Genomic DNA, 23,391 nt, shown 5'->3' on the forward strand with positions numbered 1-23,391 from the left:
CGTAACCCAATCCAGCCCCACCCAAGACCGGACACCCCTCCCACAAACCCACGTGGGACTCCCACACCAACCCCTCCCACAACCGTGGGACCTCCCACACCCTGTGCCACCCCCCAAAACACCCCCTGACCTGCCCGTGTCACCCGTGTCACTCCCACAACCACAAGGGGGGTACCAGCCCGAAAACCGGCCCCACACCCCCCTGCCTCCCACACCTGACACGCCTCCCACACCGACACCACCACACCACCGACCACCAACCCCGCCACAACAACACACCGTTACCAAGACAAGGAGATCCACGACCGTGGGATTCGTCATTCGAACCGACGCCGGCACGTACCGCGCCAACTGGCGCGACGCAATCGGCCGTCAGAAGGCCAAGACCTTTCCGACCAAGCGCCAGGCGAGGGACTTCCTCGCGGAGACGGAGGCGGCGCTCAGCCGAGGAACCTACGTCGACCCGCATGCCGGTCGCGTGCTCTTCGAGGTGTACGCGGCTAAGTGGGCCGCTGGCCGCAACGACGAGGTGGTAACCATCGCGCGGGACGCCTCGGTCATGCGGCACCGGGTACTGCCACGTTGGGGCGCGGTCCCGGTGGGCCGGATCAACCACTCCGACGTTCAACAGTGGGCGACTGAGCTGGGGCAGCGTCTGGCCCCGGCAACCGTCCGGGAGTGCTGCCGTCTGCTGCGCGCCGTGTTGGCGCTGGCCGTCCGGGATCGGATCATCGCCGAGAACCCGGCCGATGGCGTGCGCCTACCCAAGCGCCGCCGTACCGACGCCGATGAGCAGGTCATCACCCGGAAGGCGTTCGCGGCTCTGCTACCGGAGATTCCGGAGCGCTACCGGGCGTTGGTGGCGCTGGCGGGCGGGACGGGGCTGCGGTGGGGTGAGTGCGTGGGCTTGACGTGGGACGCGATCGACCTGAACAGGGCCACGGTGAAGGTCAGTCGCGTCGGTGTTGAGGTGGCCGGCACGGTGACCTTTAAGCCTTACCCGAAGTCGCGTGCTGGCCGCCGCACGGTGCCGCTGCCGCCGTTCGCGGTGCGGGAGCTGCGGCGCCACCGCGAGACTGTGCAGCCGGGCGCGGCCGGCGAGGTCTTTACCAACGAGGCGGGTGGCTCGATGCGCCGTACGGTCTTCCGGGCGTGGATCTGGCGACCGGCGCTGGTGCGTGCCGGGTTGCTCGGCCAGGTGACCCAGGTCGGTTCTCGCTCCTGGCGGGCGATGTGGCGGGACCGCGACGGCAACGAGGTCAGCGAGGAACTCCCGAACCGCCGGGTGGCCCGCGCCCGCGTGTCTCGCATGGCGCAGGGCGGGTTGCGCTTCCACGACCTGCGGCACTCCTACGCGACCTGGCTAGTCACGGATGGCGTGCCGCTCAACGACGTCGCCCGCGTGATGGGGCACGAGCAGATCTCGACCACGCTGGACCGCTACACGCACGCGTTCGAGGCCGGGGCGGACCGCGTGCGGGAGTCGTTTGCTGACTTTCCGCTGACTTCGGACGAGAACGACCACCAGGAGGGCGGATAGGTAGTGGCTTAGTTCGATGAACTAGATCGCGGTGGAAGCGGCAAAAGGCCAGGTGAGATAGCTCCTCACCTGGCCTTGCCTGTTCCTGTCGGGGTGGCCGGATTCGAACCGACGACCTCTTCGTCCCGAACGAAGCGCGCTACCAAGCTGCGCCACACCCCGAGGCGTGCCGACAAATACTAGCCCACCCGATCCGCGGGTCAAATTCGGTATCCCCGTGGCGTTGTCGGCTCAGCGGGGGATCAGGGTCAGGATGCTCGCCTCGGGCGGGCAGGCGAAGCGGACCGGTGCGGTCGGATGGGTGCCGAGGCCGGCCGAGACGTGCAGCCAGGCGTCCGAGCCGGGCCAGCGGTGCAGACCCTTGGCCATCGAGCGGTGCAGCCCACAGTTCGTCACCAGGGCTCCGATCCCCGGTACGCAGACCTGACCGCCATGGGTGTGTCCGGCGAGTAGCAGGCTGAACCCGTCCGCGGCCATCTGGTCCAGCACAGCGGGCTCCGGGGAGTGGCTGAGGCCGATCGAGAGGTCGGCCGAGGGCGAGACCGGGCCGGCGACGGACGGATAGTCGTCCTGCTCGATGTGCGGGTCGTCCACCCCGACCAGCTCCACCAGCCGCCCGCCGGCCTTGAGCGTGGTACGGGCGTTGCTCAGGTCGGCCCAGCCGGCACCGGTGAAGATGTCCCGCAGTTCGTCGTAGGGCAGGGTCACGCCCTCGGTGTATTCGCGGTCGGGCAGGAGGTAGGTGAACGGGTTCTTCCAGACCGGCCCGGTGTAGTCGTTGGAGCCGAAGACGAAGGCACCCGGGTGGTCGAGGAGCGGCTGTAGCGCGCACAGGACCCCGGGGACCGCGTCGGGGTTGGCCATGTTGTCGCCGGTCACCAGGACCAGGTCCGGGTCCAGCCCGGCCAGCGACGCCACCCATTCCTGCTTGCGTCGCTGGTTGGGCATCATGTGCAGGTCGGACAGGTGCAGGATGCGCAGCGGCTCCGCGCCGGCCGGCAACACCGGCACCTCGTACCGCCGCAGGGTGAACATGTTGCGCTCGATCAACGATGCGTACGCCAGGGTGGCCGCACCCACGACGGCGGTTCCGGCGGCGAAGCGGAATAGTGTGCGCTTTCCCATGCCTGACAGAGTAGTTTGACCGTCCATGGGCACATTGAAGGACCGCTTGTCCACGGACCTGCGGGCCGCGTTGAAGGCGCGTGACGAGATGACCACCTCCACGCTTCGGATGGCGCTGGCAGCCGTCGGCGCGGCCGAGGTCGCCGGTCAGGCCAAGCGTGAGCTCGGTGATGACGAGGTGCTCGCGCTTCTGGCCAAGGAGGCGAAGAAGCGCCGGGAGGCGGCCGCCGCCTTCGCCGAGGCCGGCCGTGACGAGCGGGCCGCAAAGGAGACCGCCGAGGGCGTGGTGCTGGAGCGATACCTGCCGAGTCAACTCTCCGATGATGAACTGGCCGAGGCGGTCACGACAGCGCTGACCACGGGTGGTTTCACCGGCATGGGGCAGCTGGGCCCGGCGATGAAGGCCGCCCAGGCCGCGGTGGCCGGCCGGGCCGCCGGGGGGCGGGTCGCGGCCGAGGTACGCCGACAGCTCGCCGGCTGACCTGGCTCCGCGTACGCGAAGGGGCGGTCACCCCGATCGGGGTGACCGCCCCTTCGACGTCTCAGCGAGCCGCTAGTCGGCGGGGCGTTCCGTAGGTTGGCCGTCGGTCGGCGCGGGCTGCGCGGTCGGCTTGGACGGCGGGCCGGAGCTGACCTTGATGGAGACGACGCTGCCCTTGGCGGTACGGCCGGTGGGGCTGGTCCCAGCAGCGGTGCCGGCCGGGCAGTTCGACTCGACCCGGTTCGGCGAGACGAACACCGCGAATCCGGCGTCGGTGATGCGGGACTTCGCCTTCTCCACGCTGACGCACTTGACGGTCGGGATCGTCCGCTGGTCTCCGTAGCGGAGCTTCTTCTCCGGCGGGGTGAAGTCGAGCCGGGGCTTACCCTTCATCGCGTCGCGCAGCGTCTCGTACACCGGCGGGTTGATGCCCCTGGGATCTTCGTGAGGCATCCGCTGGGTGGTCTGCGGCCAGTCCGGGTCGGCCATGATGCCGGCGACCGAGTACTGCTTGGTCATCGCGACCAGGGAGGCGGTCTTGTCCTCGTCGGTGGTGCCGGACTTGCCGGCGACCGGGGCGTCAACGGTGCTCCGCACGTTGCGGGCGGTCGCGCCGGCGCACTTCGTCGTGGACGAGCGGTCCCCGACCGGGCAGCGGGCGGCGTCAACGGCCGCGCGGGCCACCTCGGTGCTGATCCGCTGTTCGCAGCGGGGGTCGGCGAGGTCGAGCTTGTTGCCGGCCGGGTCGCGGATCTCCTGCACCGGGGTCGGCTCGCAGTACAGCCCGTCGGCGCCGAGGGTGGCGTACGCGTTGGCCAGCTCCAGCGGCGTGGTCTGGGAGACGCCGAGGGTGAAGGCACCCCACTGGTGGGCGCCCTTCTCCTGATCGAGGTCCTCCTGGGTGCGGAAGGTGATGCCGAGCTTCTTGGCGGCCTCGACCACCTTCTCCGCCCCCACCTGCTGCTGGAGGGGGACGAAGTAGGTGTTCACCGATCTTCCGAACGCGCTCCACATGTTGTGCACGCCGGCCATGCTGGGGCTTGCGTTTCGGGGGCAGTAGAAGTGGCCGTCGCAGGCGACGGGGCCCTTGTCGATGATGTATTCGGACCGGAACCGTTGCTCGGCGTTGATGGTGTGGCTGAGCGGGATGCCCTTCTCCAGCGCGGCCACCATGGTGAACATCTTGAAGGTCGAGCCGGCCTGGTAGCCGGTGATGCCGTCACCGCCGGTGAGGAGCGGGTTGACGGTGTTCGGATAGTTGCCGAGTGCCCCGGTTCTGCGCTTTTCCGGGTTGCTGTGGGGCTTGTTCTCCGGGTTGTCCGGATCGTCGAGCTGGTAGTTGCGGTTGGTGGAGAGGGCGCGGACCCGGCCGGTGCCGGGCTCGACCACGGCGAGCATCCGCGCGGCCTTACTGGTGGCGGGAAGGTTCTTCCGTACCGCCTTGTCGGCGGCCTTCTGGACCTTGGGGTCCATTGTGGTGATGATTTCGAAGCCGCCGCTCTTGAGGCGCCGCTCCCGGTCGTACGAGGTGGAGCCGAACGCCTCCTGCTCCATCCACCAGCGGTAGAAGTAGTCGCAGAAGAATCCCCACTCCTGCGTGTTGGTGTCGACGCAGCCGTTCGGCGCCCGCTTGCCGACGATCTTCGGCTTGCTGGCCTTGGCCTTCTCGGCTTCCTTCTCGGTGATGGCGTTGATCCGCACCATGTGGTCGAGGATGTAGTCGCGCCGGGCCATCGCGCTCGGGTAGCCGCTGGTGGTGGTCGGGTCCAACGTGCTGGGGGCTTTGACGAGGCCGGCGAGGAGCGCCGCCTCGGCGATGGTGAGTTCGCTAGGGGGCTTGGCGAAGTAGACCTGACTTGCGGCGTAGATGCCGTATGCGCCGTTGCCGAAGGCGGCGATGTTGAGATAGCGCAGCAGGATCTCGTCCTTGGTGAACTGCTTCTCGACCTGCAGGGCGAGGTTCATCTCGCGGATTTTGCGGGCGCTGGTGTCCTCGGTGGCCGCCACCACGTCGGCCGGGTGCGTCGCCGAGTAGGCGATGGCGAGTCGGACGTACTGCATGGTCAGCGTGGAGGCGCCCTGCTGGTGGGAGCCTTCCTGACTGTTGTTGACGAAGGCTCGGACGACGCCGTTGAGGTCGACGCCGTTGTGCTCGTAGAAGTCGTGGTCCTCGGCGGCGAGGATCGCCTGCTGCATCGCCGGCGCGATGTCGTCAATCTTGGTGATGTCGCGGCGGTTCTCGTCGTACATGGTGGCCAGCGGTGTCTTGCCGTCGGCAGCGAGTAGGCGGCTCATCTGGGGCCCGGCAGCGTCTACGAACAGATCGGGGAGGGCGTCGAAGGTCTCGGCGCCGGCCTTCGCGGCCAATCCGGACAGCGCCACCGCGGGGAAGGCCGCCGCGGCGACCACCACTCCGGCGAGTAAGCCACAGACGAGTAGCGATGCGGCGTTGGTCAGCACATTATGATCACGTTTCCGCATCCAGGTCACCTCGACAGGGTAGCGAACCGGCGACGGGCGGCGCGGGGCGGCTTTTCCCCATTTCCTGCGCACGCCGTCCTCGTTGTGCTAAACGCACGACCCCTGGTAGGCGGTTGCGGACCAAGCGTCGCGAGTCTCCTCTTGGTGTGGGATGGGCGTCCAGCGTTTTCGTGGACCTCGGTGGGGTATGCGGGCGGCAGCAGGCCCGGTAAGCCGGGAGTGTCCGGAATAATGGATTTTGCCGACAACGTTGCGTAATCAGGCAGCTACAGAGCATGATGGGAGCGGCGACAGCGCCACAGGTCGTCCGTGCCGCCTTGGGGGAGGTCGGCGGGGCGATCGGGGGAACAGCCGGCTGGTCCGCGATGGGGTCGGTAGTACTGCAAGGGGGGACGTGTACAGATGGGCATGATCACTGACTGGCCGTCGCTGGCGGCATGTCAGAACGGGGACCCGGACGCGTTGTTCGTACAGGGCGCCGAACAGAACGTGGCGAAGCGGATCTGCCGAAGCTGCCCAGTCCGGTACGAGTGCCTGGCCGACGCGCTGGACAACCGGATCGAGTTCGGCGTGTGGGGCGGCATGACCGAACGTGAGCGACGGGCGCTGCTGCGTCGCCACCCGCAGGTCGCCAGCTGGCGCAAGATGTTCGAGGCCGCGATGCAGAAGAACGCCAAGGAGAAGGCCGACCGGGACAAGGTCCTTGCCGCCGCGGCCGGCTGACGGTCACTCCGGCCCGCCGCGCCGGCCACGGACAGACACTCCGGCCCGCGGCGGGCCGGCTACGAATTACCCCTGGCCGGCCAGCGAACCGATCGTCCGTAGCCCGTCGATGTCGTGGACGTCGGCGGGCTGCGCGGCTACCGAGGCCACCGGCACGGTCGGAAACGCCGCGGTGAACCGGGCCGCCACCCGCTGTTCGCGTACCGCCTGGTGGGCCAGCGCGGCATGGGCCCGGAGCACGTCCACAGTGCTGTCGTGGCCACCCAGCTCGGCCAGCCGGTCGGCGGCGGCCACGCTCTCGTTGGGGTCGAGCTCCGGCACCGCCGGGCGGTGCACCCGGTTGAGCACCAGCCCGGCGAGCGGCATCCGGTCGGCCCGCAGTCGGCTTGCGAAGTACGCGGCCTCCCGGACCGCGTCCGGCTCCGGCGCGGCGACCAGGAGGAACGCCGTCTCGCGCGCTTGCAGGATGCGGTAGGTCTGTTCCGCTCGTTGGCGGAAACCGCCGAACATCGAGTCGAGGGCGGCGACGAAGCCGGACAGATCACTCAACAACTGGGCGCCCAGTACTTTCTGGACAACCTTCGAGAACATGCCGAACCCAGCGGTGACGAAGCTGAACATGCTCCGCCCGCCCGAGCGGGCCGGGGCAAGCAGCAGCCGCAGCATCCGGCCGTCCAGGAAACGGGCGAGGCGGGCCGGTGCGTCGAGGAAGTCCAGCGCCGAGCGGGAGGGCGGAGTGTCCACCACGATCAGGTCCCACTCGCCCCGGGCGTGCAGCTGCCCGAGCTTCTCCATCGCCATGTACTCCTGGGTGCCGGCGAAGGTGGAGCTCATAGCCGCATAGAACGGATTCGCGAAGATCTCCGCGGCCCTCGCCGGGTCGGTGTGCTGGAGCACCACGTCGTCGAAGGTGCGCTTCATGTCGAGCATCATGGCGTGCAGCTCACCGCCGCTGGCCTCGACATCGATCCCCTTGACCTGGCGCGGAGTGTTGTCCAGCTCGGTCAGCCCCAGCGACTGGGCCAACCGGTGCGCCGGGTCGATGGTGAGCACCACCGTGCGGCGGCCGTGCTCCTCCGCGGCCCGCAGCGCGAGCGCGGCGGCGGTGGTCGTCTTGCCCACCCCACCCGCCCCGCAGCAGACCACGATCCGTACGCCGGGATCGGCGAGGATCCGGTCAACGTCCAGCGGCGGCGCCACGTTGTCGGAAGGCACCAATCGAGCGTATCGGGCCCGCTTCAACAACGTTGAAGAGCGACGGGAGGAGCGCGTCAAGCCGCTCGGACGAGCGCCGCGGCCAGTCGATCCAGACCCGCCCGGTCCACCCCGTCGGGCAGCAGCGGCAGCTCGACCAGCGGCAGGCCCAACTCGGCCAGGTCGGTCCGGAGCGAATCCTCCAGGTCGCGGCGGACCGACTGGTCGCGCGCCTCGGTCGCCAAGCCGGAGACGGTCGCATCGTCGGCGGGCAGTCCGGCGGCGAGCAGCCCGGCGGTGAGCTCCGCGGCGGTGATCGCGGAGCTGACCGGTGCCGGCGGTCGGGTGGCGTTGACGATGATCCGTCCGACCGGGAAGCCGAGCGAGGTGAAGTCCGCGATGGCGTCCGCGGTCTCCTGGACCGGCATCTCCTCGAGCAGCGTCACCACGTGCACGGCGGTCATTGGGGAGCGCAGCAGCGCGGCGACCCCCTCGCTCTGGGTTTTGATCGGCCCCATCCGGGCCAACCGGGCGGTCTCGGCGGTGACGTTGAGGAACCGCGCGATCCGCCCGGTCGGTGGGGCGTCCAGCACCACAGCGTCGTACACCCGTCGCTGGCCCAGCGTGCGGGTGGTGGCCTCCTTCACCTTGCCGGTCAGCAGCACGTCGCGCAGCCCCGGGGCGATGGTGGTGGCGAAGTCGATGGCGCCCAGCTTGCGCAGGGCCCGCCCGGCGCCGCCGAGTTTGTAGAACATGTCCAGGTACTCGAGCAGGGCCTCCTCCGCGTCCACGGGGAGGGCCCGCACCTCGCCGCCGTCCGGGGCGTCGGTCAGGTGCCGTTCGGCGTAGGGGAGCGGGTCGGTGCCGAAGAGCTGGGCGATGCCCTGCCGTCCCTCGACCTCGACCAGCAGGGTGCGCCGGCCCCCGGCGGCGAGGGCGAGGGCGAGGGCGGCGGCGATGCTGGTTTTGCCGGTGCCGCCCTTGCCGGTCACCACGTGCAGGCGGGCCGGCCACTCGGTGCCGGCCGGCTCGGCTGGTCGCTGTGCTGCTCCCACCCGTCGAGCCTAACCAGGCGTCACCCTCCAGCGACCTCGCAGACCCGCCAACCCGTCGTCTTGATCACGGTGAGGCGCAGGGGCAGGTCGGCGACCCTCTCGTCGGCAGTGGTCATGGTGACGGTGGTGGTGACGATGGCCCGGTCCTCGGTCTCGTCGTCAACCTTCAGGGGGCTCCACCGGAAGTGCGGCCTCTTGTAGTCGGCCGCGTACTTCTCCACCTCGGCGACCTTCGCGGAGATCTTGTCCTGGTCCTGGGCGGCCGAGCAGACCAGGCTCGACGCCTGGGCCGCGTCCCGCTCCTGGTAGACGGCGGTGAGGAACTCCTCCACGGCGGCCCGGGGCTCCGTGGTGCCCACGCCGTCCTCCACCGCGCGCACCGCCAGGAAGGCGGCGACCCCGCCGCCGAGGCAGAGCACCAGGGTCACCGCAAGGGCGATCGACGCGATCAGCAATCCGTGTCGGCGGCGGGGCGCCGGCGGCTGCTGGTTCGGGGGCTGGGGGATGCCCGCCGTGGGGGGTGCCGATGGGTCCGGTGGTGGTGCGGAGGGGATGCCCGCCGTGGGGGCTGCCGATGGGGCCGGTGGTGCGGAGGGGATGCCCGCCGCGGTCGGGTCGTCGGGCTGACTGGTCGGATCACCGCTGGCTGACTGGGACATCGCTCCCCCGGGGGTGGGACTGCGTCGGCTCGGCGAGGCGACGGGTGGCGGTAGACCGCCGTTTACGACCGGAAGGGTAGCGGTTGGCCAGGCCGTTGACATGACACCGGTTCTGTCCGGAACCCGTCGGCTCCCGGACGTTGTCCGCAGTCCGTCGGAGCAGGTGTCGCATATGTGACTTGACAGCCGGAATGCCGCGCGTCCTGTTGGCGGCCATCGACCAGCAGCCTACGTTCCGATGGTGCCGGGATCGGGCCGTGGCCGGGCCGAGCGGCGTGGGCACGATCAGGTACAACCGCCGGAGGCAGGGCATGCACGACGTGGAGAACACCCGCCGGACCCAACTCCCGGCCGTGATCCGGCTGCCCGCCCCCGGCGGTGTACCGGACCAGCCGGGCCTGCCGCCCCGGGACGAGGAGGAGCCGGGCTACGTGGTGCATCTTCCGGTCCGGGTCGCGGACCACGCCGCCGCCGTCGCGCTGGCGGGCACGATCGCCACCTCGTTGAGCTTCCTCGGTGCGGTGGACGCCGGCGAGACGACCGTCTCCACGGCGGACGACCAGAACAACCGGCACCGGGTCTTCTGTGACCTGCCCCTGCTGGACCGGTCCCGCTGTCCACGGCCCTATGACCACGCTGGCCCGTGCGGGGAGGTGGTGGCCGAGCAACGTCCCGCGCCCCAGCCCGCCGTCGGACCGTAGGCTGTGCCCTGGAAAGAACCGCACTCCAGGAAAGAGAGCCTTCCAGCGATGCAGAAGTGGGAGTACGCCACGGTCCCGCTGCTGGTCCATGCGACCAAGCAGATCCTCGACAACTGGGGCGAGGACGGCTGGGAACTGGTGTCCGTGGTTCCCGGGCCAAACCCGGAGCAGCTCGTCGCCTACCTGAAGCGGGCCAAGGCATGACCGGGCCGCACGCGAAACTCGTCGAGTTGGGGTACGAGCTGCCCGAGGTGGTGCCCCCGGTCGCCAGCTACCTGCCGGCGGTGCAGTCCGGGCAGCACGTTTACGTCTCCGGCCAGTTACCGATGGCCGAGGGCAAACTGCTCGCCACCGGCAAGGTCGGCGCTGACGTCTCCGCCGACCAGGCCAAGGAGCTGGCCCAGCGGTGCGCGCTGAACGCGCTCGCGGCGATCAACTCGTTGGTCGGGCTGGAGCAGATCGTCAGGATCGTCAAGGTGACCGGCTTCGTGGCGAGCGCCCCGGGCTTCACCGGCCAGCCCGGCGTCATCAACGGCGCCTCCGACTTCTTCGGCACTGTCTTCGGCGAGGCCGGTCGGCACGCGAGGAGCGCGGTCGGGGTGGCGGAGCTCCCCCTGGACGCGCCCGTCGAGGTGGAGGTCATCGTCGAAGTCGCGGCCTAGTCCCTGCCGCGATCTTGCACTTCCTGCCGGTCAAAGCCCCTGAACGGGTACGAAGCGGAGGTTGGCGGTGCAAGATCGCGGAGGCCGTTGCCGGTGGTCGTACGATCGCAGCCATGAGCGGGCACTTCACGGCGCCGGCGACAGCTCTCGCGGGCGCGCTGCCGGGGTGGGTCACGCTGCTGCGGGCCCCGAATCCCGGGCCGATGACGTTGACTGGAACCAATACCTGGGTGCTCCGCGCCGCCCCCGGTGAACCCGCGGTGGTGATCGATCCAGGGCCGGCCGACGAGACACACCTGGCCGCGATCGCCGCCCAGGGGCCGATTGGGCGGGTGTTGATCACCCACGGGCACCCCGACCACACCGAAGGCTCGGCGCGCCTGCACGACCTGCTCGGCGGGGCGCCCGTACGCGCCGTGGACCCGGCACACACCATCGGCGGTACGCCGTTGACCGGGGCCACCGGTGACCTCGGTGGTGACCCGCTGGAGATCCGCCTGCTGGCCACCCCCGGGCACACCGCCGACTCGGTCTGCTTCCTCGCGACGCACGGCGACGAGCGGGTGGTCTTCACCGGTGACACCATCCTCGGCCAGGGCACCGCCGTGGTCGCCCACCCGGACGGGCACCTCGGGGACTACCTGGGCAGTCTGGAGCTGCTCTCGACGTACGCCGGAGTCCCGGCCCTGCCCGGTCACGGCTCGGCGTTGGCGGACTGCGGCGCCGCGGCGGAGTTCTACCTGGCCCACCGGCAAGCCCGACTCGACCAGGTCCGGGCCGCGCTCGACGCCGGTGCCCGCACCGCCGCCGAGGTCGTGGCGGTCGTCTACGCCGACGTCGACCGGTCACTGTGGTGGGCCGCCCAATGGTCGGTCCAGGCGCAGTTGGCATACCTGGGCCGGGAATCCGGCGCCACCGATGCGGGGTTGGAGCAGAAGTGACCTGCCCGGTGTGTGGAACCGTCGCGGTACCCGGTGCCCGGTTCTGCCACAACTGCGGTGCCGCGCTGCCGGCTGCGGCGACGCTCCCCGCCACCGAACGCCGGGTGGTCACCGTGCTCTTCGGCGACCTCTCCGACTTCACCTCCTGGTCGGAGGATCTCGACCCGGAGCGGGTCGGTGCCGTCACCGACCGGGTGCTCGCGGCGCTGGCCGGCGCGGTCAAGACCTTCGGCGGGCACGTCGACAAGCTGACCGGGGACGGCATCATGGCGGTCTTCGGTGCGCCGGTGGCGCACGAGGACGACGCCGAGCGGGCCGTTCGGGCGGCGCTGTCGATGCAGCGGGCGGTGCGCCGGGTCCTCGACGACGAACGTGGTGGCGGCGCGCCATTGGGCCTGCGGGTCGGGCTCAACACGGGGGGCGTGATCGCCGGGATCCAGGCGGCCCTCGAATACACGGTTATCGGAGACACGGTCAACACCGCCGCCCGGCTCGCCGACGCGGCGGCGGTCGGCGCGGTCTACGCCGGGGAACGGACCGCCGCCGCCACCCGGCACATCGCCTCCTGGCGGGCGTTACGCCCGCTGCGGCTGAAGGGCAAGCGGGAACCGGTCACGGCGTACGAGCTGCTTGGCCTGCTGGACGCCGCCGGCACCCGGTCCGGGCTCGGGGACGAGGCGCCCTTCGTCGGCCGGGAGACCGAGATCGGGCGGGTGGCGGGCCGGCTCGCCGAGGTGGTTGACCGCAGTGAGCCCCGGGTACTGCTGATGACCGCCGAGGCAGGCATCGGCAAGTCCCGCTTCGCCGCCGAGGTGGAGCGTCTCGCCGCCGGCTACGACGTTGGTGCCGGTCGGTTCGCGGCGTACACCGGTGCGCGGGTGCTCTCCGTGCGCTGCGTCGCGTTCGGTGAACGGCGCCGGCTCGCTCCCCTGGCGGACCTGGTCCGCGCCGCGGTCGGCCTGCCCACCGACTCGGCCACCGCGCTCACCCGACCAGCGGTCGAGGAGCGACTGCGCCGACTCGGCCAGCGCCTCGGCCGTGCCGGTGGCGACCCCACCCCGGTCGGCGCCGAACAGCTGCTGGCCCTGCTCGGCTACGCGGAGCTGCCCAGCGGCCCCACCGACCAGGGCGAGTGGCGCTCGGCGAGTCAGTCCGTCGACGGCGACGCGGTGCCGAATGCCGTCGCCGACCTGCTCAGCGCTCTCGCCGCGGAGGCGCCGCTGGTGGTCGTGGTGGACGATCTGCACGACGCGACCACCGAGAGCATCCATGCGCTCGGCGAGACCCTGTCCCGGCTCGTCGGCCCGGTGCTGGTGTTGCTGCTGGGCCGGCCGGAGCTGGTCCGCACGGCGGGTGCCCTGACCCGGGTGGCCGACGCTGAGGTTCATGCGCTGCCGCCGCTGCGCGGTGCGGATGCCGCGCGGCTGCTCACCGGCTATCTCAGTGGCGGCCGGTTGCCGCAGGTTGACGCCGATCGCCTGCTCGCCACCGCGCAGGGTAACCCGTTCTACCTGGCTGAGCTGGTCACCCTGTTGATGGAGCGGGGCGCGCTGACCGCCGGTGCCGACGAGGCCTGGCAGCTCGCGCCGGGCTCGCTCGGCAGCCAACTCCTCTCCCGTGACCTCGCGGCTGTGCTCGCCGCGCGGATTGACGCGTTGCCGCCGGATGCCCGTTCGGTGCTGCGGGACGCGGCGGTCGTCGGGGACACCGTACCGGCGGGGGCGCTGGAGGCGCTGCGAGAGCAGCGGAGCGGTCAGGACGGCCGACCGGCGGCGGTTGCCGCCGTGGATCTGGAACGTGCGGTCGAGGAGTTGCTGCAACGCCGGATGCTGCATCGCGCGCGGTCCGGCCACACGTTCGCCACCCCGCTGATGCGGGAGGCGGCCTACGCCGGGGTCAGTAAGGCCGAACTGGCCGAACGGCATGCGGCGCTCGCCCGCTGGGCGGCGGTCGACCCGCCGACTGGTACCCCCGCCTCCGGTGGGTTCACCGAGGCCGCCCGGGACGACTTCGTGGCCGGGCATGTGGAGCGGGCGACCGCGCTCGCCGACGCGGTGGGGCTGCGGCCGGACGCACCGGCGCGGGCCGTGGTCCCGGTCGGGGTCGCCGCGTTGGGCCACGCCGCCCGCCGATCGATGTACGTCGGGGAGCCGCTGCTGGCGGTGGAGTACGCCGAGCGCGCCAGCGAGCTGGCTTCCGACGGGGTCCCGCCGGCCGACCGGGTGGTGCACGCACAGGCGCTGCTCCAGATCGGCAAGGCGGCCGACGCCCTCGCGAACGCGGAGAAGATCGCCGCTAACGCCGGGGACGAGGCGGCCACCCGGGCCAGTGCGCTGCTCCTGGCTGGGCAGGCGCACCAGACGATGGGCGACCCGGACCGGGCGGCGAGCTCCTGGGAGGAGGCGTTGCAGGTCGCCTCGGCCCACGAGTTGCCGACGCTGCGTGCGGCGGCGATGCGGCTGCTCGGGATGGCCGACTTCGTCGCCGGCCGGCTGGGGCAGGCGAGCAGCCGGCTCGCCGCGTCGTACCAGACCAGTCTCGCGGTGCAGGACCGCCGCGGGCAGGCGTGGTCGTTGCAGAACCTGGCCTGGGTCACCACCACCCGGGGCGACTTCGCGGGTACCGACGCGGTGCTCGGTCGAGCCGCGCGGTTGTTCGCCGAGCTGAAGGATCCGTACGGGCGGGCCTGGCTGCGGGGCACCACCGCCTTCGCCCGGTTGCTCGCCGGCCGGCTGCACGAGGCTGGCCGCCTCGCCGGGGCGTTTCTGCCGTTCGGCGAGCGGGTCGGCGAGCAGTGGGCGGTCGGCACCCTGCGGGCGGTGGAGGCGTACGCCACCGCCGAGCTGGGTGATCTGGCCGAGGCCGACCGGGCGGCCCGGCGGGCGTACCGGGACTTCGACGCCGCCTCCGACGAGTGGGGGCGGGGCTTCGCGCTGGTGGTGCGCGGGGTTATCGCGCGTGGCCTGGGCGAGCCGGAGCACGCCGCGGACCTGCTCACCGACGCGATGGGGTACGCCCGCCGTACCTCGCATCCGCTGCTGACCGGCATGGCTGGCACGCTGCGGGGGTTCGTGGCGTTGGACTCGGGCGACTACGACCGGGCCGAGCGGGAGGCGCAGGCGGTGCTGACCGCCGTCGAGCCGTACAACCCGTGGGCACCGGCGCAGGTGGCGCCGCGGGTGCTGCTGGCCACCGCCCGGCTGGCGGCCGGTGATCCCGCCGCCGCGGTCGGCCTGCTCGCCCCGGTGGCGACCGCCGCGCAGACCACTCCGGCGTTGCTCTTCTCCCGTCGCCTGACGCTGGCCCGGTACGCCTCCGCCCTGCTCGCCCACGGGCAGGCCGAGCAGGCGCTGGACTGGGCGCAGCGGGCCCGTACCGTCCCGGCGGAGGACGTGCGTAGCCAGGTGACCGCCGCCGCCGTGTTGGCAAAGGCGTTCGCCGCTACCGGCGAGTTGGCGGCGGCCCGGGCCAGCGCCCAGGAGGCGGTGCGCCTGGCGTACGCGACCGAGCAGCGGAGCGAGCGGCGGGACGCGGACGACCTCCTCGGCCGGTTGACGGCGGCCGACTGATCCGGCCGTCGGCGTCGCCGGTGGCAGATTTTGGCAATTCCGGTGATGCGGGACAGGGCGGGTGCTCGATAGCGTGGGGGCCGCGCACGATCCGGGATGTGGGACGTGCCGGACGGGAAGGGGTCTGATGAAGCTGCCGCGTTCCGCTGCCGGTTGGACAGTCGCGGTCTTTGGGCTGCTCGCCCTGCTTTTGGGCGCAATCGGGTTGATCTGGCCGGAGGCGCTGCTGCGGCTGCTCGACTTCGAGGTGCTGGAGTCCCGGGCGTCGGGTGACTACACCGCTACCTTTCTGACGGCGTCCTCGATGGCCTCGTTCAACATGGGGGTCTACTACCTGCTCGCCGCGGCGACCGAGTGGCGGGCCTTCTACCGGTTCACGGTCGGTTTTCGACTCCTCACGTTCACCGTGTTCAGCATTCTGGTGCTGGTAGACGCCGCTCCGGGCCTGTTCTTCGGGGTGGCTGCCTGGGAGGCGCTGGGCGCGTTGGCGACTGCCGCGGGTCTGTGGTGGGATCACCGCGGCTCAGGTGCTGCGGCACCGGGCGATGTCGTCTCGCCGTCGGCCGCCCCGGTTGATCCGGCGTCCATCGTTGACGCGGTTCGCTGAACAGCCCGCCTGATTCGGTATTTTTAAGCCGTGACCGAGACCTCGCCTGGCGCGCTACCAACACCCCTTGTGCCCGGGCTGACCGATCTGCGGGTTTTTGCCCGGGGTGGTTACGCGACGATCTACAAAGCCACCCAGATCTCGGTGGGGCGCGAGGTGGCGGTCAAGGTAGAGAACCGCACTCTGGACAGTGAGCGGGATCAGGCCCGGTTCCTCCGGGAAGCACGGGCGGCCGGTCGGATGTCGTCGCACCCGCACGTGGTTGACCTCTTCGACGTCGGGGTCACCGTGGACCAGCACCCATATCTGATCATGGAGCTCTGTGACGGGTCGTTCGCCGAACGAATGCGTACCTCGCCGCTCGGCCCCGTGGAGGCCCGTGACCTCGGAGTCAAGATCGCTGACGCGATCGTCCACTCCCACGCGGCCGGGGTGCTGCACCGGGACATCAAGCCGGCCAACATCCTCCACTCCCACTTCAACCCGGCGGTGCTGGCCGACTTCGGGCTGGCCGTCGTCGCCGAGCTGCGCGACGCCACAGTCGCCCTGGAGGTGCTCACCCCGGCCTACGCGCCGCCGGAGATGTTCAACCACAGCCCACCATCACCGGCCGTGGATGTCTATGCCCTCTGCGCCACCCTCTACGCGGTGATGCACGGTCGGCCGCCGCGTTGGCGCTCCGAGCGTAACCCCAGCCTGGTTACGGTGCTGGAGATGTTCCAGCAGCCGGTACCCGGCCTGCCCGGGGTGCCGGAGGAACTGGTCGACATCCTTCGGGCTGGCATGTCGAACGACCCGGCGGCGCGACCGTCCGCCACCGAGCTACGGGACCTGCTGGCCGCGCTGCCGGTTGGCGGGACCGCCGCCAGCGCCCCGGCCGAACCGGCCGCCGGTGGGCACCCCGGGACGGCCCCGAGCGGGCGTTCCGGAGTGGCCTCGGGCGGCCGGTCGACTCCCCCGGCGCCCCGCGTGCCGGGCGAGGACGCGCAACCGGCTCTTCCTTCCGCGGCCCGGCGTCGGCGGCCCTGGTTTCTGGGCGGCGCGGGAGTGGCCGCCCTCCTCGTGGCCGGGGTCGGGCTGGTCGGCTTTGGGGTGGATCCGGTTGGGCTGGATGACAGCCTGGGCGCGTTGTCACCGACATCGAGCGTGGGCCGGCCTGCCGAGCCCGCCCTCCGGCCCGCCTGCGCCCAGGCCGCGGAGCTTCCCTCCGGGGCCCGGTGCGGAGCTGAGCTGGAGTGTTTCGGTCCGATCTGGGGCAGCGGGTCGCGGACCCCCGCGATAAAGGTGCCCTGCGCGGGTGAGCACACCTGGGAGAGCTACGCCGAGGGCGAGCTATCCGACGCGGCACCCGGGGTCGGCTACGTCGACATCAGCGTCAACCCGGTGGTGCGCCGGGTGTGCAACGAGACCACCTTCAAGCTCGCCGCCGGCCTCATCCACATCGAGGGGTGGAAGCTGGATGTGCTGCCCCCTGGGGAGGCGGAGCGGACATACCGGTGTGTGGCCGGGCGCGGGCTGGACGCGCTCGCCACCCCTACCCTCGTGCGCTGAGCACCGCCCTGCGGCCGTGGCCGCGGGAACTGCCAAGTTGCGAAACGTGAAGGCCAGGTGAATCATGGATCGGTCGATCCTCTTCGACATCGACGGCACCCTCGTGGATTCGACCGAGGCGGTTACCACCAGCTGGCGTACGATCGCCGCTCGTTACGGCGTCGATGCGGACGCCATCCTGCGGGTCTGCCACGGCCGGCGCGATGAGGATGTGGTGCCGGAGTTCTTTCCGCCCGGGGTTGTCGTGTCGGTACTGCGGGAGATGGCCGACCTCCAGCTCTCGTACGCCGATTTGGTACGCCCGATCCCCGGCTCCACCGCCGCGCTGACCACGATCCCCGATGACAGGTGGGCCGTCGTCACGTCCGGGTCCCGCCCGCTGATGACCGCCCGGATGCGCGGTGCGGGTCTGCGAACTCCACCGATCTTCGTGGCGGCGGAGGATGTCCGCCACGGCAAGCCCGACCCCGAGGGGTATCTGCTGGCCGCCCGGCAACTCGGTGTTGCCGCCGCGTCCTGCGTTGTCGTGGAGGATGCCCCCGCCGGAGTCGCCGCCGGCAAGGCGGCCGGGGCTGTGGTCGTGGCGCTCACCACCACCCACGCCCCGGCGGAACTGGCCCATGCCGATGCCATCATCGACGACCTGCGTGAGCTGGACCGGATGATCACATCTTTGCCGGCCTGAGGCCGGCCCGGGACCTCAGGCGCCTTGCGCTGTGTTCGCCCCCGGCGGGTCATACGTGTGGTACTTGTCGCTCCGGCCGCGTGCTTGATCAGCAGGGTAGCGAAGGGCGTTGAGCTCGATCTTCGTTCGCAGAGCTGCGGCGAGGTCGACCTGGAGCACATCCGTCAGTCGGAGTAGGTAGGCGAATACGTCGGCCAGTTCGTGCCGTACCGCCTCGGCCTGGACCGGGTCAGCCATGACGGCGGCGGACTGTTCCGGGGAGAGCCACTGGAAGATCTCGAGTAGTTCCCCAATCTCGCCGGCCAGCGCCATGGACAGGTTCTTTGGATCGTGAAACTGCTCCCAGTCGCGTTCCTGGGCGAAGTGCCGCAGCTGTTCTTGCAACTCCTGCAGAGTCATCTGCCATGAGTACCACGTCAACCGGTGCGGGCTCCAACCCTGATCCGCCCGGGCTGGTGCAGGCCACCCGACTGGCACGACCCGCGAGGAGGGTCGCTTGTCGGCCCTTCTGGGGAGTGGGATACTCGCCCACCAACAGGTATGTGTATCGATCATTGGTTCCCGGCTGCGCCGGTCAGCGGCACCTGGTCGCGTCGGGATGCCTGCCGTCGTGGGGAGCGTAGTCAGAATGGCGGCCAAGGGTTCGTCGACACCGCTGGAGGCGTACTGGCCTGCGGCGGAGTTGGTGCGGGACATGGACCGGTCGGTCCGAAAGATCGAAGAGTGCTACCGGGCGGCGCATCGCAGGGGAAGGGGGCCCTCGCAGAGCGAGGTCGAGTCGTGGCGGGAGAGCCTCTACGAAGTGGCGGCCTCGCTGGTTGACCTCGGCTTGGGGCAGGTCTGGATGTTCGTGGAGTACCGGGTGGGTGACATGGCTCCCATCGATGTGGTGCTCGCCGGAACGCATCCGTCCGGTGGCTTGAGCTACGCCGTGATCGAGCTGAAGCAGTGGAGCGCTATCGAGCGGCCCAACGCCCCGGATCCCGAGTGCCCGTCATGTGGACCCGGCGGAGTCGATCGGTACTGCAGACGTTGCACCCTCAGGCGGGTCTATGCGCCCTTTTACGGCAAGCACAAGGCGCACCCGGCTGTCCAGGTGCGGAAGAACCTCCGCACACTTCAGCGATACCACAGCATGTTCGACGATCGGTATGTCAACCTCGTCGGCGCGGCCTATCTACACAACCTCAAGGATCCGGACTCCCAATGGATCAGTCAGGTCGCGCCGTGTCCCGACATCAAGACCTTCACGGCTCGGCAGCCCTCCGACCTGCGGAGCTTTCTGCGGATGAACTTCAGCGCGGTGTCGGGGGAGAAGTCGGCCCAGGCGCTACTCGAACGTCGCCGCTCACACTCTTTGCTCACCGACGAAGTCGGAGCCATCGTCAACGGGCACACCCGGTTCAGCCTGGTGGAAAACCAGCTGCGCGCCGTGACGGACGTGATGGACGCGCTCCGGACACGTGCTTCGTTCGGCGCGAAGAAGGTGTTCGTCGTGCATGGCCGGGCCGGCACCGGTAAGTCACTCGTCGCGCTCACCCTCCTGGGTGACGCCCATGGAGATGACTATGCGGCACGGTACGTGTCAGGCGGGGTCGCCTCACGGGAGACTTTCAAACGTGCGGCCAGAGGCGTGCGGGGCACCTTCGCCACCTTGAACAGCATCGCCGACGGGGTGCGGGCCGATGAGCTGGACCTGATCCTGTGCGACGAGGCGCACCGGCTCACCGAGCGGCCGATGGCGGGTTCCTTCGTGATGCGCCCGGGTGAATCCACCGTTTCGGTGATCGTCACCCGAGCGAAGGTGCCGGTCTTCTTTGTCGACGGAGATCAGCGGCTCTTCGGGGAGGAGGTCTGGACCCCGGAGGCGCTGGTCAAGGAGATTCAGCACCTCGGCGCGGAAGTCGTGCCGATCAGTTTGGACCGCCCGCTGCGCGCTGTCGGAAGCGCGACGTACGACACCTGGTCCCAGCGGTTGCTGTCGGATAACCCGGTGCGGTGGAACCCCGATGTCGACGACGATCCAGAGCCTTTCGAGCTCTAACGTGCCGACACCGCCGCAGCCATGGAAGAGTTCCTACAGAACAAGATCGCCTAGGCCTCAGCGCTCGGATGTGTGCCGGGATGTGCTGGGAGTGGACTGATGACTCCGGGACCGTTCCGGATGTCACACCAGAGGAGGGCTGGGCGCGTCCGTGGAACGCCGGTGACAACCACAGGACACCAGGCGTACCAAAACGGCGGTTCTGGGCCACCGAACCAGGCGGGTTCGGCCAGATCGGTTGTGTGCACACCGTGCAGGGGCTGGAATACGACTGGGGCGGGGTGATTTTCGGCCCCGACCTGACCTGGAGTGGCAGCCGGTGGCTGTTGCACCGGAAGCACGTGCGCAGCAAGGCCAACCGGATCCAGGACGATGCGGAACTCCTACGGGCGGTCCGAAACGCCTATGGTGTCCTCCTGACGCGTTCCATCCGTGGGACCGTGCTCTACTCGGTTGACCCGGCGACTCGGCAGCTCTTCGCTGACCTGGGAATTCCGAAGATCTGATCTTCGGGTCGGTACCCCACGCGGCTGCCGGACCGGCGGCCGCTCACCGTGGACGCACGGCGGTGACGAGGCGGCTTACCTCATCGCCGTCGGTCGCCTCGCGCCCGTCGCGCCGGACGGGTGCGCGTAGGTGGACCTCCCGCGCCCCGGTCTCGGCGAGCACCTGCCGGACGTTGTGCGAGCGGATACCGCCGGCGGCGATCACCCGAAGCCGATCGCCGGCCCGCTGCCGCAGCGCGGTGATCCGGGCGGCACCGGTCAGCGCGGTGGCCGCCGCACCCGAGGTGAGCACGGCGTCCGCCCCGAGGTCGATGACCTCGTCGATCGCTGCGAGCTGGTCGTCGACCTCGTCGAAGGCCTTGTGGACGGTTACCGGCAACGGCCCCGCCGCCTCGATCACGTCCCGCAGCACGGCCAGGTCGAGGTTGTTGTCGGGGGTGAGCGCGCCGACCACCACCCCGACCGTGAGGCCGTTCGGGTTGGGCAGTTCGCGAATGGCCGCGATGTCGGCGACCATGACCTGCTGTTCGATCTCGCTCACCCGGAAGTCACCGCCCCGGGGTCTGATCATGACGCGTAAGTCGGCCGCACGCAGCGTACGCAGGGCGACCTCAACCGTCCCCAGGCTCGGGGTGGTGCCGCCCTGGCCGAGGTCGGCGCAGAGCTCCAGCCGGTCGGCCCCGGCCGCCTCGGCCACCAGTGCGGTCGGCACATCACTGACGCAGATCTCTACCGTGGTCATCCGAAGGCCTGGACCGGTGTGGGCGTGCTGGTCGGCTCCGGGCGTAGTGGCAGGTGGCAGGCCACCTGGTGCAGGCCGCCGACCAGCGGGGGCTCCGTCGTGCAGATGTCCGCCGCGTGGGGGCAGCGCGTACGGAACCGGCACCCGGTGGGTGGGTCGAGGGCGCTGGGAAGCTCACCCCGGATGGTCGTGCCGTCGCGAGTGGCCGCCCGGTCCGGCGTGATGGACGGGACGGCGTCGACAAGTGCCTGCGTGTACGGATGCCGGGCAGCCCGCACCACGTCCCGGGCGGGCCCGATCTCGACGAGCTTGCCGAGGTACATCACACCGATCCGGTCTGCCATGTAGTCGACAACGGACAGATCATGGCTGATGAAGATATACGCCAGACCGAGTTCGCGTTGCAGGTCCCGCATCAGGTTGAGGACCTGCGCCTGGATCGACACGTCCAGCGCGCTCACCGGCTCGTCGCCGACGATCAGCCGGGGGCGCAACGCCAGCGACCGGGCCAACCCGATCCGCTGTAGCTGACCGCCGGAGAACTCGTGGGGGTAGCGTTCCAGCGCCCGCCGGGGCAACCCCACCTGGTCGAGGAGAGTGGTGATCCGTGCCTGCCGTGCCGCACTGTCGCCCACCTTCTGGATCTCGAGCGGTTCGGCGAGGATGGCGTCAACGCGCATCCGGGGGTTCATCGCGGCGTAGCTGTCCTGGAACATGAGTTGGACCTGCCGGTGCATCCGGCGTCGTTCCCGGCCGGTGAGGTCGGTGAGATCCGTACCGTCCAACACGATCTGTCCGGCGGAGGCTTGTTCCAGGCCGACGGAGAGCCGTCCCACGGTGGACTTGCCGCAGCCGGACTCACCGACGAGCCCGAAGGTCTCCCCGGGCCTGACCTCGAAGGAGACGTCGGCCACCGCGCTGACCTGCCCGGCTGTCCGGCGCAGTAGCCCACGGCCGTGCACCGGGTAGTTCTTGACCAGGTTCCGCACCGACAGGACAGGACGCTCCGCGCGTTCGGGCGGCGCTGCGGTGACCGACTCCGCCGCCGGTTCGACCTGCGCCGGGACCGGCCCGCTGACCGCCACGGTGGGCGTGGGTACCGGGTGTAGACACGCATGCTGATGCGCGCCCGGGACCAGGGATGGGTCGGTGGTCCGGCACTCGTCGCTGACATACGAACACCGCGGCGCGAACCGGCATCCGGTTAGGGGACCGGACAGGTCCGGTGGCAGTCCCGGGATGCTGATCAGCCGGTCGTGTCCGCCGCTCTCCCGGATGGCCGACTCGGGTAGCGCCCGCATCAGGGCCTCGGTGTAGCGGTGTCGGGGTGCGTGGAAGAGCTGCTCGGTGGCAGCGGTCTCCACGACCCGTCCGGCGTACATGACGGCTACCCGGTCCGCCCGACCGGCGATCACCCCGAGGTCGTGGGTGACCAGGATGACGGCCATCCCGAACTCTTCCCGAAGGTCGTCGATGAGTTCGAGGATCTGCCGCTGGGTGGTGACGTCGAGTGCGGTGGTCGGTTCGTCGGCGATGAGCAGGCTCGGTGAGCAGACCAGGGCCATGGCGATGGCGACCCGTTGCCGCATACCGCCGGACAGCTCATGCGGATAGTTGTCGACGATCCGTTCCGGGCGCGGCATCCCGACCCGGCGCAGTGTCTCGATGGCCCGGTCCCGGGCCTCCGCCCTGCCGACCCGCTTGTGTACGCGCAGCGGTTCGGCCACCTGCGCACCGATACGTATGGTGGGGTTGAGCGAGGTGAGGGGGTCCTGGAAGACCATGCCCATCCGGACACCTCGGATCCGGCGCACCTCGTCGGGTGGCAACGATCGCAGATCCCGTCCCTCGAACAGAATCTGCCCACCGGTGACGCGACCGCCGGGCGGAAGTAGTCCCATGATCGACAGTGCGGTCATCGTCTTGCCGCTGCCGGACTCGCCCACGACGCCGAGGGTCTGGCCGGGCGCGACCTCAAGACTGACGCCGTCGAGGGCGTGTACCGTGCCACGGCGCAGCGCGATGTCGGTGTCGAGGTCACGTAGTTCCAGCAGGGGCCGGCCGGCTGCCGCGTTCACAGCCGGCGTGGAGTGCCGGGCGGTTGGACCGATCGATTCGCTCATTC

Annotated in this window: 21 protein-coding genes and 1 tRNA gene; 13 read left to right on the forward strand and 9 right to left on the reverse strand. The window is 70.2% G+C overall.

The genetic code is table 11. The features are described 5' to 3' along the window. Positions 1–307 precede the first annotated feature (307 nt). Complete coding sequence (locus SALPAC6_RS26395) at positions 308–1,540, forward strand: tyrosine-type recombinase/integrase (protein ID WP_018255159.1); 1,233 nt, start codon at positions 308–310, stop codon at positions 1,538–1,540. An 88-nt stretch (positions 1,541–1,628) separates the two neighbouring features. On the opposite strand, the gene SALPAC6_RS0120235 is transcribed toward SALPAC6_RS26395, so the two are convergent. Further along, a tRNA-Pro gene (locus SALPAC6_RS0120235) sits at positions 1,629–1,702 on the reverse strand. Between the two features lie 69 nt (positions 1,703–1,771). After that, positions 1,772–2,665: a metallophosphoesterase gene (locus SALPAC6_RS0120240; protein ID WP_018255160.1), complete on the reverse strand. Its 894-nt coding sequence runs from the start codon at positions 2,663–2,665 to the stop codon at positions 1,772–1,774. A gap of 25 nt (positions 2,666–2,690) precedes the next feature. Here SALPAC6_RS0120240 and SALPAC6_RS0120245 point away from each other — a divergent pair, with 25 nt between their 5' ends. Beyond that, on the forward strand, positions 2,691–3,146 hold the full coding sequence (locus tag SALPAC6_RS0120245) for a GatB/YqeY domain-containing protein (RefSeq protein ID WP_018255161.1): 456 nt from the start codon (positions 2,691–2,693) through the stop codon (positions 3,144–3,146). A gap of 72 nt (positions 3,147–3,218) precedes the next feature. Here the strand turns inward: SALPAC6_RS0120245 and SALPAC6_RS0120250 are convergent, their stop codons facing one another. Beyond that, positions 3,219–5,627: a transglycosylase domain-containing protein gene (locus tag SALPAC6_RS0120250; RefSeq protein ID WP_026189895.1), complete on the reverse strand. Its 2,409-nt coding sequence runs from the start codon at positions 5,625–5,627 to the stop codon at positions 3,219–3,221. Positions 5,628–6,029: 402 nt separating this feature from the next. Here SALPAC6_RS0120250 and SALPAC6_RS0120255 point away from each other — a divergent pair, with 402 nt between their 5' ends. Then, on the forward strand, positions 6,030–6,350 hold the full coding sequence (locus tag SALPAC6_RS0120255; RefSeq protein WP_018255163.1) for a WhiB family transcriptional regulator: 321 nt from the start codon (positions 6,030–6,032) through the stop codon (positions 6,348–6,350). Positions 6,351–6,416: 66 nt separating this feature from the next. Here the strand turns inward: SALPAC6_RS0120255 and SALPAC6_RS0120260 are convergent, their stop codons facing one another. Genes SALPAC6_RS0120260 through SALPAC6_RS0120270 form a run of 3 tightly spaced genes read right to left on the reverse strand, consistent with a single transcriptional unit; the run spans position 6,417 to position 9,258 of the window. Beyond that, a complete protein-coding gene (locus SALPAC6_RS0120260) occupies positions 6,417–7,568 on the reverse strand; it encodes an ArsA family ATPase (protein WP_026189896.1) in 1,152 nt (383 codons plus the stop codon). Between the two features lie 53 nt (positions 7,569–7,621). Continuing rightward, the gene (locus SALPAC6_RS0120265) at positions 7,622–8,599 is read right to left on the reverse strand and encodes an ArsA-related P-loop ATPase (protein WP_018255165.1); all 978 of its coding nucleotides are present in this window, start codon (positions 8,597–8,599) and stop codon (positions 7,622–7,624) included. Positions 8,600–8,619: 20 nt separating this feature from the next. Then, positions 8,620–9,258, reverse strand: a complete 639-nt coding sequence (locus SALPAC6_RS0120270) for an Rv0361 family membrane protein (RefSeq protein WP_026189897.1) — start codon at positions 9,256–9,258, stop codon at positions 8,620–8,622. Between the two features lie 311 nt (positions 9,259–9,569). Between SALPAC6_RS0120270 and SALPAC6_RS0120275 the strand changes: the two genes are divergently transcribed. From SALPAC6_RS0120275 to SALPAC6_RS0120310, 8 genes are all read left to right on the forward strand, one after another. After that, on the forward strand, positions 9,570–9,959 hold the full coding sequence (locus tag SALPAC6_RS0120275) for a hypothetical protein (RefSeq protein ID WP_018255167.1): 390 nt from the start codon (positions 9,570–9,572) through the stop codon (positions 9,957–9,959). Positions 9,960–10,007: 48 nt separating this feature from the next. Then, the gene (locus SALPAC6_RS28725; RefSeq protein ID WP_012184767.1) at positions 10,008–10,163 is read left to right on the forward strand and encodes a DUF4177 domain-containing protein; all 156 of its coding nucleotides are present in this window, start codon (positions 10,008–10,010) and stop codon (positions 10,161–10,163) included. Continuing rightward, positions 10,160–10,621, forward strand: a complete 462-nt coding sequence (locus SALPAC6_RS0120285; RefSeq protein WP_018255168.1) for a RidA family protein — start codon at positions 10,160–10,162, stop codon at positions 10,619–10,621. The genes SALPAC6_RS28725 and SALPAC6_RS0120285 overlap by 4 nt, the downstream gene beginning before the upstream one ends. Positions 10,622–10,734: 113 nt before the next feature. Continuing rightward, positions 10,735–11,562, forward strand: a complete 828-nt coding sequence (locus SALPAC6_RS0120290; protein WP_018255169.1) for an MBL fold metallo-hydrolase — start codon at positions 10,735–10,737, stop codon at positions 11,560–11,562. Continuing rightward, on the forward strand, positions 11,559–15,131 hold the full coding sequence (locus SALPAC6_RS0120295) for an adenylate/guanylate cyclase domain-containing protein (RefSeq protein WP_018255170.1): 3,573 nt from the start codon (positions 11,559–11,561) through the stop codon (positions 15,129–15,131). Before SALPAC6_RS0120290 ends, SALPAC6_RS0120295 begins: the two co-directional genes overlap by 4 nt. 127 nt (positions 15,132–15,258) lie before the next feature. Beyond that, positions 15,259–15,738 (forward strand): hypothetical protein, encoded by a 480-nt coding sequence (locus tag SALPAC6_RS0120300; RefSeq protein WP_018255171.1) that lies wholly within the window; start codon positions 15,259–15,261, stop codon positions 15,736–15,738. 69 nt (positions 15,739–15,807) lie between these two features. Then, entirely contained in the window at positions 15,808–17,289 is a 1,482-nt protein-coding gene (locus tag SALPAC6_RS0120305) for a serine/threonine-protein kinase (RefSeq protein ID WP_018255172.1), read from the forward strand. A 64-nt stretch (positions 17,290–17,353) separates the two neighbouring features. Further along, a complete protein-coding gene (locus tag SALPAC6_RS0120310) occupies positions 17,354–17,974 on the forward strand; it encodes an HAD-IA family hydrolase (protein WP_018255173.1) in 621 nt (206 codons plus the stop codon). Positions 17,975–17,989: 15 nt separating this feature from the next. Here SALPAC6_RS0120310 and SALPAC6_RS0120315 read toward each other — a convergent pair whose 3' ends face one another. After that, complete coding sequence (locus tag SALPAC6_RS0120315; protein WP_018255174.1) at positions 17,990–18,373, reverse strand: nucleotide pyrophosphohydrolase; 384 nt, start codon at positions 18,371–18,373, stop codon at positions 17,990–17,992. Positions 18,374–18,602: 229 nt separating this feature from the next. Between SALPAC6_RS0120315 and SALPAC6_RS30850 the strand changes: the two genes are divergently transcribed. Together SALPAC6_RS30850 and SALPAC6_RS30855 are read left to right on the forward strand one after the other, a co-directional pair. Then, the gene (locus SALPAC6_RS30850) at positions 18,603–20,018 is read left to right on the forward strand and encodes a DNA/RNA helicase domain-containing protein (protein ID WP_018255175.1); all 1,416 of its coding nucleotides are present in this window, start codon (positions 18,603–18,605) and stop codon (positions 20,016–20,018) included. An 80-nt stretch (positions 20,019–20,098) separates the two neighbouring features. Continuing rightward, positions 20,099–20,524: a DNA/RNA helicase domain-containing protein gene (locus tag SALPAC6_RS30855; RefSeq protein ID WP_018255176.1), complete on the forward strand. Its 426-nt coding sequence runs from the start codon at positions 20,099–20,101 to the stop codon at positions 20,522–20,524. A gap of 43 nt (positions 20,525–20,567) precedes the next feature. On the opposite strand, the gene SALPAC6_RS0120325 is transcribed toward SALPAC6_RS30855, so the two are convergent. Next, a complete protein-coding gene (locus SALPAC6_RS0120325) occupies positions 20,568–21,266 on the reverse strand; it encodes a copper homeostasis protein CutC (RefSeq protein WP_018255177.1) in 699 nt (232 codons plus the stop codon). Beyond that, positions 21,263–23,389, reverse strand: coding sequence for an ABC transporter ATP-binding protein (locus SALPAC6_RS0120330; protein WP_018255178.1), 2,127 nt, complete (start codon positions 23,387–23,389; stop codon positions 21,263–21,265). The genes SALPAC6_RS0120325 and SALPAC6_RS0120330 overlap by 4 nt, the downstream gene beginning before the upstream one ends. Between the last annotated feature and the right edge of the window lie 2 nt (positions 23,390–23,391).

Source organism: Salinispora mooreana, from assembly GCF_000379065.1.
Taxonomy (GTDB): domain Bacteria; phylum Actinomycetota; class Actinomycetes; order Mycobacteriales; family Micromonosporaceae; genus Micromonospora; species Micromonospora mooreana.